Here is a 14,680-nt window from a genome sequence, read left to right on the forward strand (position 1 = left end):
AGTACAGTCCAAATCGGTGCTCCGGGAAGTCTGGTCGGAAACGGTATCCACCTGCGCGGAGCCGGTCGGTACACGACAGGCCGCGCCGACCGAAGGGCGACTGAGTTACCGATGCAAACCATCCCCGCGACGATGTCCACTGCCGCCACCTTAGACGTCATCGACGTCCGGGGCCTTACGTTCACCTATCCGAAAGCGGCTGAACCCGCTGTGCGCGGTATGGATTTCACTGTCGGCCGCGGTGAGATCTTCGGCTTCCTCGGGCCGAGCGGTGCGGGCAAATCGACGACGCAGAAGCTGCTCATCGGCTTGTTGCGCGGGCACGGTGGACAGGCCACGGTGTGGGGTCGAGATCCGCTGGAGTGGGGTCCGGACTACTACCAGCGCGTGGGTGTGTCGTTCGAGTTGCCCAACCACTATCACAAACTCACCGGCCTGGAGAATCTCCGCTTCTTCGCCTCGCTGTACGCCGGTGCGACGGCAGAACCCATGGAACTGCTCGATGCAGTCGGACTTGCCGACGCGGCGAATGTGCGAGTTGGCAAGTATTCCAAGGGAATGCAGATGCGTCTGACATTCGCGCGATCGCTGATCAACAGTCCCGAGCTGCTGTTCCTCGACGAGCCGACATCGGGTCTGGACCCGGTCAATGCGCGCAAGGTCAAAGACATCGTCTTGGACCTCAAGGCCCGCGGGCGCACGATATTCCTGACCACACACGACATGTCGACCGCCGACGAACTGTGCGACCGCGTCGCGTTCGTCGTCGACGGCCGCATCGTCGCGCTCGACAGCCCCAACGAATTGAAGATCGCCCGCAGCCGGCGTCGGGTTCGCGTACAGTACCGTGTGCCCGAGACCGGGCTCACCACAGCGGAATTCGAGATGGACGGGCTCGCCGACGATCCCGAGTTCCACAGGATTCTGCGTAATCACCACGTCGAAACCATTCACAGCCGGGAAGCCAGCCTTGATGACGTGTTCGTCGAGGTGACCGGACGGCGGCTGACATGACGAGGCTGCTGAGTGCGGTTCGGCTCGAGGTGATGGTCCAGTACCGGCAGAAGTTCCTGCACGCGGGCCTCTTTTCCGGGCTCATGTGGCTGACGGTGCTACTGCCGATGCCGCACAGCCTTCGTCCCGTGGCCGAACCCTATGTGTTGATCGGGGACATCGCGATCATCGGATTCTTCTTCATCGGGGGCTCGGTGTTCTTCGAGAAGCAGGAACGCACCCTCGGCGCAGTCATCTCGACCCCGCTCCGGTTCTGGGAGTACCTGACCGCCAAACTCGCCGTGCTGCTGGCTATCTCGCTGATCGTGGCAATCGTGGTGGTGAGTATCTCCAGTGGTACCGCCTACCGTCCGGTGCCGATGGTGCTCGGCGTGGTGCTCGGCACTCTGCTGATGCTGATGGTCGGATTCATCAGCTCGTTGCCGTTTACGTCGGTCACCGACTGGTTCCTCTTCTCGGTCATCCCGCTCGCGGCCATGCTCATTCCGCCGATACTCCACCACTCCGGGCTGTGGCCGAATCCCGCGTTGTACGTGGTGCCGACGCGGGGCCCGATGTTGTTGCTGGGTGCGGCCTTCGGTCAGGTGACCCTCTCGGCTTGGCAAGTGGTCTATGCCGTCGGCTATCCCGTTCTGTGGCTTGCGGTCCTGTGGCGCGCCGCTCACGCGCTGTTCGGCCATTACGTGATCGAGAGGTCGGGTGTGCAGTGACGGCATCCTCCCTCCCTGCCGCCGGCCGTGCGTTGGCAGCATTCGGCCGCAACGATATTCGTGGAACCTACCGCGACCCGCTGCTGGTCATGCTGGTTCTCGCGCCGGTGATCTGGACCAGCGGCGTCGCGTTGCTCACGCCGATGTTCACCGACATGCTCGCGCAGCGCTACGACTTCGACCTGGTGCCGTACTACCCGCTGATACTCACCGCATTCCTGCTGCTGACCAGCATCATCATCCCCGGAGGTCTCGGCGCGTTCCTGGTGCTGGACGAGGTCGACGCAGGTACCATGACCGCACTGCGGGTGACGCCGGTTCCGATGTCGACGTTCTTCGCATATCGCGCGGTCACAGTCATGGTGGTGACAACCGTGTACGTGGTCGCCACGCTGTCGTTGAGCGGGATTCTGGCACCCGGGCTGGTCGGCGTCCTGATCCCGATCGGCATGCTCGCCGGATTGTCCGCGATCGTGACGCTGCTGGCGATCATTGCGGTCGCGAACAACAAGATCCAGGGCATCGCGATGGTGCGCGCGCTCGGCATGCTGATCGCCGGGTTGCCTTGCCTGCCATGGTTCATCGACTCGGCGTGGAACCTGGCCTTCGGTGTGCTGCCGCCCTACTGGGCGGCGAAGGCCTTCTGGGTGGCCAGCGCGGGCGGGGTTTGGTGGCCGTATCTGCTGGGCGGTGTGGTCTACAACGTGGCCATCGCATGGCCGCTGTTTCGCCGGTTCCTCGCCAAGACCGAAACGTAGGTGCGCAACCTGGCCGACGATCAGCCGGCGTCAGTCCTGAACCATCCACGCACTGGCGCCGTGCTGGTCGAACCAGGCCTGCTCGGCCGGGCGGATCGTGGACAGCAGGCGGGCGTGCAGCGCAGCACCACGCTTGCTGAGATTCACCCGTACCTTGCGGCGATCGTCGGCGTCGACCTCGCGGAACACGAGGGCCCGGGCAACCAGCCGGTCCACCACGCGTGTCAGGGTCGGCGCCGCGGTCAGGGTCTGCGCGCGCAGCTCGGCCATCGTCAGACCGGGGGAGGTGCCCAGCGCCTCCAGGACCAGCCAGTCGTCCAGAGTGAGATCCTCGTCGGCCAGGTTTCGTTCGATCACCGCGCCGATCATGCGTGCCAGACGCACGAGGTGGGTGCCCGTCGGGGAACCGTCGGGCGGGAGCACGTCCGTCACTGCGGTCGACCTCCCAACTGACGATTGCCTCGCGCCGTTGACCCGAGGATACTTCCAAGTGGAATGATTCTAGCTGACCGTCTCGTCGACCCGGTAACGAGGAATGGAATGCGCGGGTGAACGTACGAGTGCGCACGGCGGCCCGCGACGCCGAATGGCGGCTCGCGATGGTGGTGCCGCTACAGGGGCCGGCCGGGCTGTTCGGGCCGTCCTGTGAGGCGGTCGCCGACCTGGTGGCCCACGACCTCAACGCCGCCGGCGGCGTGCTTGGCCGCGAAGTGCACATCGAGGTGGTCGACGGCGGTGCGCACCCGGCCGCGGTCGCGGCCGACGTGAAACGGCTGATCGACCAAGATCGCATCGACGCCGTCAGCGGTTGGCACATCTCGTCGGTGCGGAACGCGTTGGCGCCCGTGGTGGCGGGCCGGGTGCCGTACTCGTACCCCGCGCTGTACGAGGGCGGGGAGCGGCGCCGCGGCATCTACTGTTGCGGTGAAACGCCCGACCAGCAGATCGCACCCGCACTGCGATGGCTGCGCGACAACCTCGGCATCAAGAAATGGTTCGTGGTCGGCGACGATTACGTATGGCCGCGCACATCGCTGGCGGAGGTGCGGCGTTACGTCCGGGAACTGTCGCTCGACCTCGTCGGTGGATCGTTCGTCGCACTCGGTCACGGAGACATCGACCGGCTCGTCGACAAGGCGGCCCAATCCCGCTGCGAGGCCGTTCTCATGCTGCTCGTCGGTCAGGACGCGGTCGAGTTCAACAGGTCGTTCGCGCGGCGCGGGCTGCACGAGAACCTGCTGCGATTCAGCCCGCTCATGGACGAGAACATGCTGATCGCGAGCGGTCACGAGGCGACGCAGGGTCTGTTCGTCGCGGCGTCGTACTTCCGCTCGATGATCGGCCGGAACTCGATGGAGCTGCTCGACCGCTATCTCACGGTGAACGGATCCAATGCGCCCGCGCTGGGTAACGCGGCCGAATCCTGTTATGAGGGAGCGCATTTCCTCGCGCAGATGATCCACCGGTCCGGCGACTACCGCGACATCGAGGCCGTCGCCGACGGCGCTGCCTATGACAGCCCGCGCGGCACTGTCGAGTTCATGAAACGCCGCACCCGCCAACCGGTCCACCTCGCCGTCGCGTCCGGTGTCGACTTCGAGATCGTCACGACGCTGCCGTCCGACCTGTGTGACTGACCCCGATACCTGTTGACAGTGTGGCGCCAGTCACTTACTTTCATTTGAGTCTATTCCATTTGGAAGTAATGGAGGTGCCCCGATGGGCAACGTCGGTCTCCTTTACGTCGGTGCGGTGCTCTTCGTCAACGGACTGATGCTGTTGAACGTCGTGCCGGCGCGCTCGGCGGCGGTGCTCAATCTGTTCGTCGGTGCGCTGCAATGCGTACTGCCCACCATCATGCTCGTCATGGCTGACGGCGATGCCGCCGCGACGCTGGCAGCCTCGGGCCTCTACCTGTTCGGGTTCACCTACCTCTACGTCGGCATCGTCAACCTCGCAGGTCTGGAACCCGAAGGCATCGGCTGGTTTTCGCTTTTCGTGGCGGGCGGCGCCATCGTCTACGCCGTCCTGTCCTTCACCGTCGTCGACGACCCGGTGTTCGGCGTCATCTGGCTCAGCTGGGCCGTGCTGTGGCTGCTGTTCTTCCTCGTGCTCGGGCTGGGCCGCGAACAGCTCACCCGGTTCACCGGCTGGGCGGTGGTGCTGTTGAGCCAGCCGACCTGCACCCTGCCCGCATTCCTGATGCTCAGCGGCAACTACCGGACAACGCCTGGCGTCGCTGCGATCTGGGCAATCGGGCTCGCGTCGTTGTTGGTCGCCGCGAGGCTGCTCAGTTCGCCGCGCTCGCACCGATCCCGCACTACCGCAAGTCAACCCGTCTACAGCTGAATCACCGTCAACCCCTTCCGGAAAAGGAGTCACCCATGAGGCACGGAGACATCTCCTCGAGCAACGACACCGTCGGCGTAGCCGTCGTCAACTACAAGATGCCCCGGCTGCACACCAAGGCCGAGGTGCTCGACAACGCCCGCAAGATCGCCGACATGCTGATCGGCATGAAATCCGGCCTGCCAGGTATGGATCTCGTTGTGTTCCCGGAGTATTCGACGCAGGGGATCATGTACGACGAGCAGGAGATGTACGACACGGCCGCAACCATTCCCGGCGACGAGACCGCGATCTTCTCGGCCGCCTGCCGCGAAGCCGGCACGTGGGGCGTCTTCTCGATCACCGGTGAGCGCCACGAGGACCACCCGAACAAGCCGCCCTACAACACGCTCGTGCTGATCGACGACAAGGGCGACATCGTGCAGAAGTACCGCAAGATCCTGCCGTGGTGCCCGATCGAGGGCTGGTACCCGGGCGACACCACCTACGTCACCGACGGCCCCAAGGGTCTCAAGATCTCGCTGATCATCTGCGATGACGGGAACTACCCTGAGATCTGGCGCGACTGCGCGATGAAAGGCGCCGAGCTCATCGTGCGGTGCCAGGGCTACATGTACCCCGCCAAGGACCAGCAGGTGCTGATGGCGAAAGCCATGGCGTGGGCCAACAATTGCTATGTGGCCGTGGCCAATGCGGCCGGCTTCGACGGCGTGTACTCCTACTTCGGCCATTCGTCGATCATCGGATTCGACGGGCGCACACTCGGCGAGACCGGCGAGGAGGAGTACGGCATCCAGTACGCCCAGCTGTCGCTGGCCGCGATCCGCGATGCGCGCGAGAACGACCAGTCGCAGAACCACCTGTTCAAGCTGCTGCACCGGGGCTACTCCGGCGTGCATGCCGCCGGTGACGGCGACAAGGGCGTCGCCGACTGCCCGTTCGAGTTCTACAAGCTGTGGGTGACCGACGCCCAGAAGGCCCAGGAACGCGTGGAGTCGATCACCAGGAGCACCGTCGGCGTGGCCGACTGCCGCGTCGGGTCGCTCCCGGTCGAGCAGACCATCGAAGCCTGAGAGGCGACGCGTTGCCGTTTCTCACCGATATGTACCACGACCAGAACCGCAACTCGGCGAAGGTCGCGGACCCGCCCGCCGCCGCTGCGCCCACGGGAGGCTTTGATCCCGAGGCTCTTTCGCGGCGATTGAACGCGGCGATCCTCGGGCAACAAGCCGCCGTCGAGGCGGTGGTCCGTGCGGTTTCGATCGCCCACATCGGTGTGGCCGATCCCGGTCGGCCCCTGTCCAGCGTGCTGCTGGTGGGGCCGACCGGCGTCGGGAAAACCGAGCTGGTCCGCCAGGTCGCGGCGGCGCTGCGCACCGGGCCCGACGACCTGTGCCGCATCGACATGAGCGCGCTGGCGCAGGAGCATTACGCCGCGTCCTTCTCGGGCGCGCCGCCGGGCTACGCCGGGAGCAAGGAATCCTTCACGCTGTTCGACAAGGCCAAGATCGAGGGCGGGCCGTACATGCCGGGCGTCGTGCTGTTCGACGAGGTCGAGAAGGCCGATGCGACCGTGCTCCGGGCACTGTTGCATGTGCTGGACACCGGGGAACTGCGGCTCGCCAACGGCCAGCAGAAGATCTCGTTCCGCAACAGCTACATCTTCCTGACGTCCAACCTGGGATCGCTGGAAGTCGCTGCGGCACAACGGTCCCGGCGTAAGAAGTGGTGGCCCAAGCGCAGGCCGGCGCATCGGACCATGGTGCGCGAGGCGGTCGAATCGTTCTTCGATCCGGAGTTCTTCAACCGCATCGACGAGACCGTCGTGTTCGACGCGTTCGACGACGACACGGCAGAACAGGTGGCCCGCAAGGAAATCGGCGACCTCGTCACGAGGCTCAAGAGCCGCGGGGTCGAACTCGACGTCGACGACAGCGTGGTCGAGCTCGTGCGGGGCCACGGATTCGACCCGGTGTACGGGGCACGAGGGCTGCGCCGAACGATCCGGCACGAGCTCACCGAACCGGTCGCACGCGCGGTGCTGACGGGACAGTCGTCGTTGCGGGCCGGCGTACGGGATGGGGCGTTGACCGTCACCCCGCGAACAGACACGTAGGTACCCAGGTAACGGCATTACCGGGTACGTACGCGTCTGCTCGCCCAAAGGGAATTGCGCCCCACGGGCAATCAACCGAGCGGCTCGGTCGGGGCGTGTGCGGTGCGGACCGCACCGATGCTGGCGGCCGTCACGAGTACGACACCCAGATAGCCGAGCACGCCGATCTGTTGACCGAGCACGACGAGGCCGGCGAGCGCGGCGACCACCGGTGACAGACAGGTCAGCACGGCGAAAACCGCAGGCGCAAGGCGTCGAAGCGAGATGAGCTCCAACGAATAGGGAATCACCGACGACATCAATCCGACTGCCACAGCCACGCCGAGCACGTGCCAGTGCAGTACGTCGGCGACGTCAATCGAGGCGATGGCAAGCGGTGCGACGACGAGTGCGCCTGCGACGGTGGCGATCGCGAGCCCGTCGAGCCGACGGAACTCGGCCGCGGTGCGTGCCGACGCCAGGATGTAGCAGGCCCAGGCGATTCCGGCGGCGGCAGCGAAGGCGAACCCCGCAGGCTCGAAATGCCCACCGCCTTCGCGCGGCCAGCCCAACAGGGCGACACCGGCCAATGCGAGCACGGCCCACAGCCACGCCACCCGGCGCGTGCTCGTGATGACCGAAAGGACCAGCGGTCCAAGGGCTTCGATGGTCACCGCGATACCCAGTGGGATACGCGCGATCGCGAAATAGAAGCAGAAGTTCATCACGGCAAGCGCGGCTGCCAACGCACCTGCCGAACCCCAGGCGCGTCGCGTCAGGCCGCGCACCGACGGGCGCGCCGCGGTGCACAGCACGACGCCTGCGACGGCGAACCGGGCGAACAATGCGCCCACGGTGCCGACCGCGGCGAACAAGCCCACGGCAAGCGCAGCGCCGACCTCTTGGCTTATCGCGGCGACGACGACCAACAGTGCGGCCCCGACCGGGGCGCGCGTGGTCACACCGTCACCGGAAGCGTTGCCCCTGTTGCCAGTTCGGCGTAGCCCCGCTGCAGACGCAGAGCTGTCTCGCGGCTCAGCTCCGGATCGCGCGCCACGATGCGGTAGCCCAGGTAGTCCTCCATCGCCATCAGCGTCATCGCGATATCGCGAGCGGGGGAGCCCAGCCGGAACACGCCGCTCTGCGCACCTGATTCGAGAATCCGCGTGTAGAGCTTCACCTGCCGGTGATAGATGTGCTGGACGTCGCGGCGCTGGTCGAGTTCGAAGCCCGCAGCGAGTACCGCGCGCCAGATGGCCCGCCACTCGGCGTCCTCCGGTCCGGTCGGCAGGCCCGCGGCGATGGTCAGCGCGAGTTGTTCACGCACGTCCTCGGTGCGGTCGACGACGGCGAGACGCTCGTCGTAGAAGCGGGTGTCGGAGCGCTGCGCGAGCTCCGAGAGCAGTTGATCCATCTCCTTGAAGTAGTAACGCACCGCGTTGGCGGTCAGTCCGAGCTCGGCGGCGACGTCGGCGATGCGCAGCGTGGCGAGGTCGTGACGTTCGATCAGCGCGATCGCGGCGTCGAGGATCTCCTCGCGTCGCTCTGCCTGTCTGTTTGGCCGTCCCACGCCTCCATAGTTACCGATTTCACGGTTCCTCTTGCGCATGGCGCCCGTCACGCGCATTATTTTCCAAACGTGAAAAAAACTCGATGTGAACGTTCGGAGACTTATGCGAGCCCGTGACCTCGGCGTTGTTGTCGGTGAACACCCCACCGGCCCCTACAACGCGATCACCGACGTGGCCGGCGTACGCGTCGGGCACACCACGATCCAGCAGGCGCCTGCCGTGAACACCGGGGTGACCGTCGTCGTCCCGCATTCCGGCATCTGGACCGAACCGGTGTTCGCCGGGGCACACCGCCTCAACGGCAGCGGTGAGATGACGGGCCTCGAATGGGTCCGGGAATCCGGCGAGCTCACGTCGGCCATCGGTCTCACGAACACCCACAGTGTCGGGGTCGTGCGCGACGCGCTCGTCGACGCCCAGGTGCAAGCCCGCGGTGAAGGGCTGTATTGGTCGCTGCCGGTCGTCGGGGAGACCTACGACGGCCTGCTCAACGACATCAACGGCCACCACGTGTGCGCCGAGCACGTCCGCGCAGCGCTGGACTCCGCGACCGACGGCCCGGTCGCCGAAGGCAACGTCGGCGGCGGCACCGGGATGATCTGCCACGGCTTCAAGGGCGGCATCGGTACGGCATCGCGCGTCACCGACACCGCCGCCGGTCGCTACACCGTCGGGGTGCTGGTTCAGGCCAATCACGGACGCCGGGAACGCCTGCGGGTCAACGGAGTTCCGGTAGGGGAGCTCGTCGGGACCGACGAGGTGCCGACGCCCGAGATGCCGCGCGCCTACGAGCCGGGGTCGGGATCGATCATCGTCATCGTCGCCACCGACGCGCCGTTGCTGCCGCACCAGTGCACGCGGTTGGCTCAGCGGTCGGCGTTGGCGGTCGGGGCGCTCGGCGGCACCGGCGAACAATACAGCGGCGACCTGATGCTGGCCTTCTCGACCGCCAACCGGGGCATCCCGCCGTACGCATGGGACGAGAACACCGAGACCGAACGCCCCGAGATTCCGGTACGGATGGTCGCCCCGCAGCTCATGACACGGCTGTTCGATCTCGTCATCGAGGCCACCGAGGAAGCCATCGTCAACGTGCTCGTCGCCGCCGAGACGCTCACCGGGCGCGACGGTCGCACCGCACATGCACTCGACCACAACCTGTTCCGCCGGGCCATGCAGCACTCGGAGGGCTGAAATGACAAATCAATCCGTTACCGACAACGGCAGCCGCCTGCACGGAAGGCTCGGCCCGATCGGAGTCGTGTTCATGGTGGTCGCCGCGGCGGCCCCGCTGACCGTGATCGGCGGCAACATGCCGCTGGCCATGGGGCTCGGCAACGGCGCAGGCGCACCCGTCGGCTTCCTGATCGCCGCGCTCGTCCTGCTGGTGTTCAGCATCGGGTTCGTCGCGATGACGCCGTACGTGCCCGAGGCCGGTGCGTTCTTCTCCTACGTGACACTCGGACTCGGCCGGCGCATGGGCAGCGGTATCGCCGCGGTCGCGCTCATCGCCTATACCGCGATCCAGGTGGGGATCTACGGCTACATCGGCTGGGCCATCGACGACACCGTGCGGTTCTACGGCGGCCCGCAGATACCTTGGCCCGTCTACTCATTCGTGATTCTCGCCATCGTCGCACTGTTGGGCTACCGCCACATCGAACTGAGCGCCAAGGTGCTCGGGGTCGCCCTGGTGTTGGAGATCGGCATCGTGGTGCTGCTCGATCTGGTGATCGTCGCCGATCCGGGTCCGCAGGGCCTGAGCCTCGCGTCGTTCTCGCCGGGCGTCTTCACCGACGGCGTGCTCGGCATCGCGGTGCTGTTCGCGCTGACCGGGTTCATCGGGTTCGAGGCGACCGCGGTGTTCCGCGACGAGGCTCGCGACCCCGAGCGCACGATCCCGCGGGCGACCTACGCCGCGGTGCTCATCATCGGCGGCTTCTACGCGCTGACCTGCTGGGCGTTCGTCGTCGCGATCGGGCCGGACCAGGTCACCGAGGTCGCGCAGCGCACGCTCGACGGCGAGGCCAACATGCTGCTCGACACCACCGACGACAACCTGGGCCGCATCGGCCGCGACGTGGTCAACGTGCTGCTGCTGACGAGTCTGTTCGCATGTGTGTTGTCATTCCACAACGTGATCGCCCGCTACCAGTTCGCCCTGGCCCGAAAAGGGTTGCTGCCCAACAAGTTGGCCGTGGTGCACGACCAACACGGTTCGCCTGCGCTGTCGTCTGTGGTGCAGACCGTGACCGCAGCCGTGATCGTCGCAATCCTCGCAGTCCTCGGCATCGACCCGCTCGTCGGGGTGTTCGGGTCGATGGCGGGCGTGGCGACGGTCGGCATGGTCGTGCTGATGCTCACGACGTCGGTGGCCGTGCTCGTCTACTTCGCCCGAAACAGCGAGCATGCCCGCGGCCGGGTCTGGCAGACCCGCATCGCCCCGGTGCTCGCGTGCCTCGGCCTGCTGGCCAGCCTGTGGCTCGTTTTGACGAACTTCACTCTGGTGACCGGCGGTTCGGCCACGCTGAGCGCGATCCTGGCGGCCGTGCCGTTCGTGGGACTCCTTGTGGGCGTTGCCATTCGCCCGCCCGGCAAGGCCGAGCCGGTCAGCACGGCCGGGGAGTGACGGCGGCTACCGGGCGCGCAGTTGCTCGACGAAGGTGCGGGTGTCGTCCCACGTCGGCAACAGGCCGGCGTCCCGCACCTCGTCGAGTGTCGGGGCATTGGCGTCGCGTTCGGACAGGACCAGTTCGTGATCGTCGGGCCAGTCGATGCCGAGCTCGGTGGCCCGGATCGTGTGCTCACGTTGCGGCGCATATGGCGTCGAGCACAGGTACATGACCGTCGAATCGTCTTCGAGCGCAAGGAAAGCGTGACCCAGACCCTCGGAGAGATAGATCGACCGGCGGTCGCGGTCGTTGAGCAGCACCGAATCCCACTGCCCGAAAGTCGGTGAGCCGACCCGGATGTCGACCACGACGTCGAACACCGCACCACGTAGGCAGGTGACGTACTTGGCCTGGCTCGGCGGCAGCTCGGAGAAATGGACGCCGCGCAGCACCCCGGCCGCCGAGACCGAACAATTGGCTTGCCGCATGTCGAAGCGGTGGCCGGCGAATGCGTGAAAGCCGCTGTCGGTGAACCATTCGAAGAAGAGGCCACGCGAATCGCCGTGCAATTTCGGCGTGATCTCCCAGGCGCCGGGGATCTTCAGTTCGCGTGCGGTCACTGCCCGCGCTCCCGATAGTTCGCTTCGACGGCGTCTTTCAAAGGGCCCCACCAGGATTCGTTGTCGCGATACCAGTCGATGGTGGCGCGCAGCCCCTCGTCGAAGTCGGTGTGCTTGGGCGCCCAGCCGAGCTCGTCGTGCAGCGTCGACGGATCGATCGCGTAGCGCAGGTCATGGCCGGCGCGGTCGGGCACATGGTCGAAGTCGTCGGGGTCGCGGTCCATCAGCCGTAGCAGCGTGCGCATGACGGTCAGGTTGTCGCGCTCGCACTCGGCGCCGATCAGGTAGGTCTGGCCGATCCGGCCGTCGGCCAAGATCCGCCACACCGCGCTGTTGTGATCGTCGACGTGGATCCAATCCCGCACGTTGGCGCCGGTGCCGTAGAGCTTGGGCCGCCTGCCGGTCAGCACATTGGTGATCTGGCGGGGGATGAACTTCTCGACATGTTGATAGGGGCCGTAGTTGTTGGAGCAGTTCGAGATCGTCGCGCGCACACCGTAGGAGCGCACCCACGCCCGCACGAGCAGATCGGCGGCGGCCTTCGTCGACGAGTACGGGCTCGACGGGTTGTAGGGCGTGGTCTCGGTGAACCGCGCCGGATCGTCGAGTTCGAGATCGCCGTACACCTCGTCGGTCGATACGTGATGCAACCGCACGCCGTGCCGGCGGACGGCCTCGAGCACCGTGAACGTGCCGATCACATTGGCCCGCAGGAACGGCTCCGGGTCGGCCAGTGCGTTGTCGACGTGGGTTTCGGCGGCGAAATGTACGACGGCGTCGGCCTCGCGCACCAGATCACCGACGAGCTTCGCGTCGGTGATGTCGCCCTGCACGAGCCGGATCCGGTCGGCGACCGGCGCGAGAGCCTCGCGGCTGCCGGCATACGTGAGGGCGTCGAGCACCGTCACCGACGTCGTCAGCGCCTCGTGGAGCGCGAGGTGCACGAAGTTCGCGCCGATGAACCCCGCGCCGCCGGTGACGAGCAACCGCATGCGTCAACCCTAACGGGCGGGAGTTTCCGGACGGTCACCCCGCGCGAGCGACCGCATGATGCCGGTGGTTGACGGCGTGTCGGTGTACAAACACGGTCGCTCGCGGTGTGGGGTTATTCCTCTCCCAGGTCCTCGTTCAGGCCGAGGGGGCCGGCGAGCTCGGTGAGCGTCGGGATCAGCTTGTCCCAACCGCCGAGCACCTGGATCGTCACGTGATCAGCGCCTGCCGCGATGTGCTGGCGCAGCCGCGCGGCGATATCGCCCGCCGTACCGTGCGCGACGACCGCGTCGATCAACTTGTCGCTGCCGGGCTTGGCGATGTCTTTCTCGGTGAACCCGAGCCTGCGCCAGTTGTTGAGGTAGTTGCTCAAGTTGAGGTAGAAGTCGACCGTCTCGCGGCCGATCTTGCGCGCCTCGGCCGAATCGGTGGTCAGCACCACCTTGTGCTCGGGCGCCAGGAACACCGTCTCGCCGAGCACGTCGCGCGCATGCTCGGTGTGCTCGGGCGTGGTCAGGTAGGGATGGGCACCGGCGCTGCGGCGTGCCGACAGCTTGAGCACCTTGTCGCCGAGCGCCGCGACCACCAGGCGGCTCGTCGGCACCTTCGCGGCGTCGAGCGCGTCGAGGTATTCGACGAGGGCGTCGTAGGGCTTGCGGTACTCGTCGGTGTGCTCGGGGTGGCCCACGCCGACGCCCAGCAGGAACCGGCCGGGATGCGCGGCCTCGATGCGGTGAAAGGACTCCGCCACCTGGTTGGCATCGGCCGTCCAGATGTTGACGATGCCGGTGGCCACCTGCAGGTTCTCGGTGTTGTCGAGGATCGGCTCGACGGATGCGAGGTCGGCCGCGGGGGAGCCGCCGATCCACACGGCGCCGTAGCCGAGCTTCTCGATCTCGGCGGCCTGCTCGGGCTTGACCGCGCCTAACGTCCACACGCCGTAGCGGCCGAGATCAGGCTTGAGTGAAAGTGCTTCGGTCACAGGAGTCGTCCTTGTCCTCAGGCCAGGCCCAGCGGCCCGGCGAGTTCGGCCAGTGCCGGCACCAGTTTCTCCGGTGAGGTCAGCACCTGCACGGGTACGTGGTCGGCGCCGGCGTCCAGATGCTCCTTGAGGCGCGCGGCGACGGCTTCAACGGTGCCATACGCGACGACGGCGTCGATGAACCGGTCGCTGCCGGGCTTCGCCAGATCCTCGTCGGTGAACCCGAGCCGCTTGAAGTTGTTGAGGTAGTTGGTCAGCCCGAGGTAGATGTCGAGCGCCTTGCGGCCGACGGTGCGCGCCTTGTCCGCGTCGGTGGTGAGGACCGCCTTGTGCTCGGGCGCGAGAAACGCGTCGGGCCCGAGCACCTCGCGGGCCTGGGTGGTGTGTTCGGGCGTCGTGAGGTACGGGTGCGCGCCCGCCGAGCGCTCGGCCGACAGCTGCAACACCTTCGGTCCGAGGGCGGCCACCACGCGACGGTGCTTGGGGACGCCGTACTCGTCGAGTTTGTTCAGGTAGTCGGTGAGCGCGTCGAGTGGCTTGCGGTATTCGCCGATGGCTTCGCGGTGCCCCACCCCGATGCCGAGCAGGAAGCGCCCGGGATAGGCCGCCTCGATGCGATGGAACGACTCCGAGACCGGCCCGGCGTCCGCCGTCCAGATGTTGACGATGCCGGTGGCGACCTGCAGCGTCGTGGTGGCCTCCAGGATCGGCTCCACCCACTCCAGCTCGGCGGGCGGCGAGCCACCGACCCAGACCGCGCCGTAGCCGAGCGCCTCGATGTCCTTGGCCTGCGCGGGCGTCACACCGCGACCGAACGAGCCGTACTTGCCGAGATCAGGTTTTGCGGGTTGAGCTGTGGTCTGCGTCATGGTTCGGTCAACCCGGCACCGCGGCTTGGCTATTCCGAACGAATCACGCCGATTCTGAGCACGGGGGTTGTGTCGCAGTCCTGCGATATCGTTGATATCAGGAGGCGTGG

At 66.5% G+C, this 14,680-nt stretch carries 16 protein-coding genes; 9 read left to right on the top strand and 7 right to left on the bottom strand.

All coding sequences use genetic code 11. The features are described 5' to 3' along the window. Positions 1–111 precede the first annotated feature (111 nt). Genes AWC31_RS24915 through AWC31_RS24925 form a run of 3 tightly spaced genes read left to right on the top strand, consistent with a single transcriptional unit; the run spans position 112 to position 2,482 of the window. A complete protein-coding gene (locus tag AWC31_RS24915; protein ID WP_085146581.1) occupies positions 112–1,014 on the top strand; it encodes an ABC transporter ATP-binding protein in 903 nt (300 codons plus the stop codon). Next, positions 1,011–1,724, top strand: a complete 714-nt coding sequence (locus tag AWC31_RS24920; RefSeq protein ID WP_085146583.1) for a fluoroquinolone export ABC transporter permease subunit — start codon at positions 1,011–1,013, stop codon at positions 1,722–1,724. The genes AWC31_RS24915 and AWC31_RS24920 overlap by 4 nt, the downstream gene beginning before the upstream one ends. Then, the gene (locus tag AWC31_RS24925; RefSeq protein WP_085146585.1) at positions 1,721–2,482 is read left to right on the top strand and encodes an Rv2686c family ABC transporter permease subunit; all 762 of its coding nucleotides are present in this window, start codon (positions 1,721–1,723) and stop codon (positions 2,480–2,482) included. Before AWC31_RS24920 ends, AWC31_RS24925 begins: the two co-directional genes overlap by 4 nt. A gap of 30 nt (positions 2,483–2,512) precedes the next feature. Here AWC31_RS24925 and AWC31_RS24930 read toward each other — a convergent pair whose 3' ends face one another. Then, entirely contained in the window at positions 2,513–2,914 is a 402-nt protein-coding gene (locus tag AWC31_RS24930; protein ID WP_234816990.1) for a MarR family winged helix-turn-helix transcriptional regulator, read from the bottom strand. Between the two features lie 167 nt (positions 2,915–3,081). Between AWC31_RS24930 and AWC31_RS24935 the strand changes: the two genes are divergently transcribed. From AWC31_RS24935 to AWC31_RS24950, 4 genes are all read left to right on the top strand, one after another. After that, positions 3,082–4,119, top strand: a complete 1,038-nt coding sequence (locus tag AWC31_RS24935) for a substrate-binding domain-containing protein (RefSeq protein WP_085147298.1) — start codon at positions 3,082–3,084, stop codon at positions 4,117–4,119. Between the two features lie 82 nt (positions 4,120–4,201). Continuing rightward, the gene (locus tag AWC31_RS24940) at positions 4,202–4,831 is read left to right on the top strand and encodes an AmiS/UreI family transporter (RefSeq protein WP_067842350.1); all 630 of its coding nucleotides are present in this window, start codon (positions 4,202–4,204) and stop codon (positions 4,829–4,831) included. Between the two features lie 35 nt (positions 4,832–4,866). Then, positions 4,867–5,904, top strand: coding sequence for an aliphatic amidase (locus tag AWC31_RS24945; protein WP_067842353.1), 1,038 nt, complete (start codon positions 4,867–4,869; stop codon positions 5,902–5,904). Between the two features lie 11 nt (positions 5,905–5,915). Then, positions 5,916–6,947: an AAA family ATPase gene (locus AWC31_RS24950; RefSeq protein ID WP_085146587.1), complete on the top strand. Its 1,032-nt coding sequence runs from the start codon at positions 5,916–5,918 to the stop codon at positions 6,945–6,947. 71 nt (positions 6,948–7,018) lie between these two features. Here AWC31_RS24950 and AWC31_RS24955 read toward each other — a convergent pair whose 3' ends face one another. Next, the gene (locus AWC31_RS24955) at positions 7,019–7,888 is read right to left on the bottom strand and encodes an EamA family transporter (RefSeq protein WP_085146589.1); all 870 of its coding nucleotides are present in this window, start codon (positions 7,886–7,888) and stop codon (positions 7,019–7,021) included. Further along, positions 7,885–8,553: a TetR/AcrR family transcriptional regulator gene (locus AWC31_RS24960; protein WP_067842396.1), complete on the bottom strand. Its 669-nt coding sequence runs from the start codon at positions 8,551–8,553 to the stop codon at positions 7,885–7,887. Before AWC31_RS24960 ends, AWC31_RS24955 begins: the two co-directional genes overlap by 4 nt. Before the next feature lie 46 nt (positions 8,554–8,599). On the opposite strand from AWC31_RS24960, the gene AWC31_RS24965 reads away from it, so the two are divergent. Continuing rightward, positions 8,600–9,691, top strand: coding sequence for a DmpA family aminopeptidase (locus tag AWC31_RS24965; protein WP_085146591.1), 1,092 nt, complete (start codon positions 8,600–8,602; stop codon positions 9,689–9,691). A 1-nt stretch (position 9,692) separates the two neighbouring features. Next, a complete protein-coding gene (locus tag AWC31_RS24970; RefSeq protein WP_085146593.1) occupies positions 9,693–11,126 on the top strand; it encodes an APC family permease in 1,434 nt (477 codons plus the stop codon). 6 nt (positions 11,127–11,132) lie between these two features. Here AWC31_RS24970 and rfbC read toward each other — a convergent pair whose 3' ends face one another. The 4 genes from rfbC to AWC31_RS24990 all read right to left on the bottom strand — a co-directional run bounded on the left by rfbC (position 11,133) and on the right by AWC31_RS24990 (position 14,570). Beyond that, a complete protein-coding gene (rfbC, locus tag AWC31_RS24975) occupies positions 11,133–11,729 on the bottom strand; it encodes a dTDP-4-dehydrorhamnose 3,5-epimerase (protein ID WP_085146595.1) in 597 nt (198 codons plus the stop codon). After that, positions 11,726–12,721, bottom strand: coding sequence for a dTDP-glucose 4,6-dehydratase (gene rfbB, locus AWC31_RS24980; RefSeq protein ID WP_085146596.1), 996 nt, complete (start codon positions 12,719–12,721; stop codon positions 11,726–11,728). Before rfbB ends, rfbC begins: the two co-directional genes overlap by 4 nt. 113 nt (positions 12,722–12,834) lie before the next feature. After that, positions 12,835–13,701: an LLM class F420-dependent oxidoreductase gene (locus AWC31_RS24985; protein WP_085146598.1), complete on the bottom strand. Its 867-nt coding sequence runs from the start codon at positions 13,699–13,701 to the stop codon at positions 12,835–12,837. 17 nt (positions 13,702–13,718) lie between these two features. After that, positions 13,719–14,570, bottom strand: coding sequence for an LLM class F420-dependent oxidoreductase (locus AWC31_RS24990; protein WP_085146600.1), 852 nt, complete (start codon positions 14,568–14,570; stop codon positions 13,719–13,721). Positions 14,571–14,680 lie beyond the last annotated feature (110 nt).

This window comes from Mycolicibacterium wolinskyi (assembly GCF_002101965.1).
Taxonomy (GTDB): Bacteria; Actinomycetota; Actinomycetes; order Mycobacteriales; family Mycobacteriaceae; genus Mycobacterium; species Mycobacterium wolinskyi.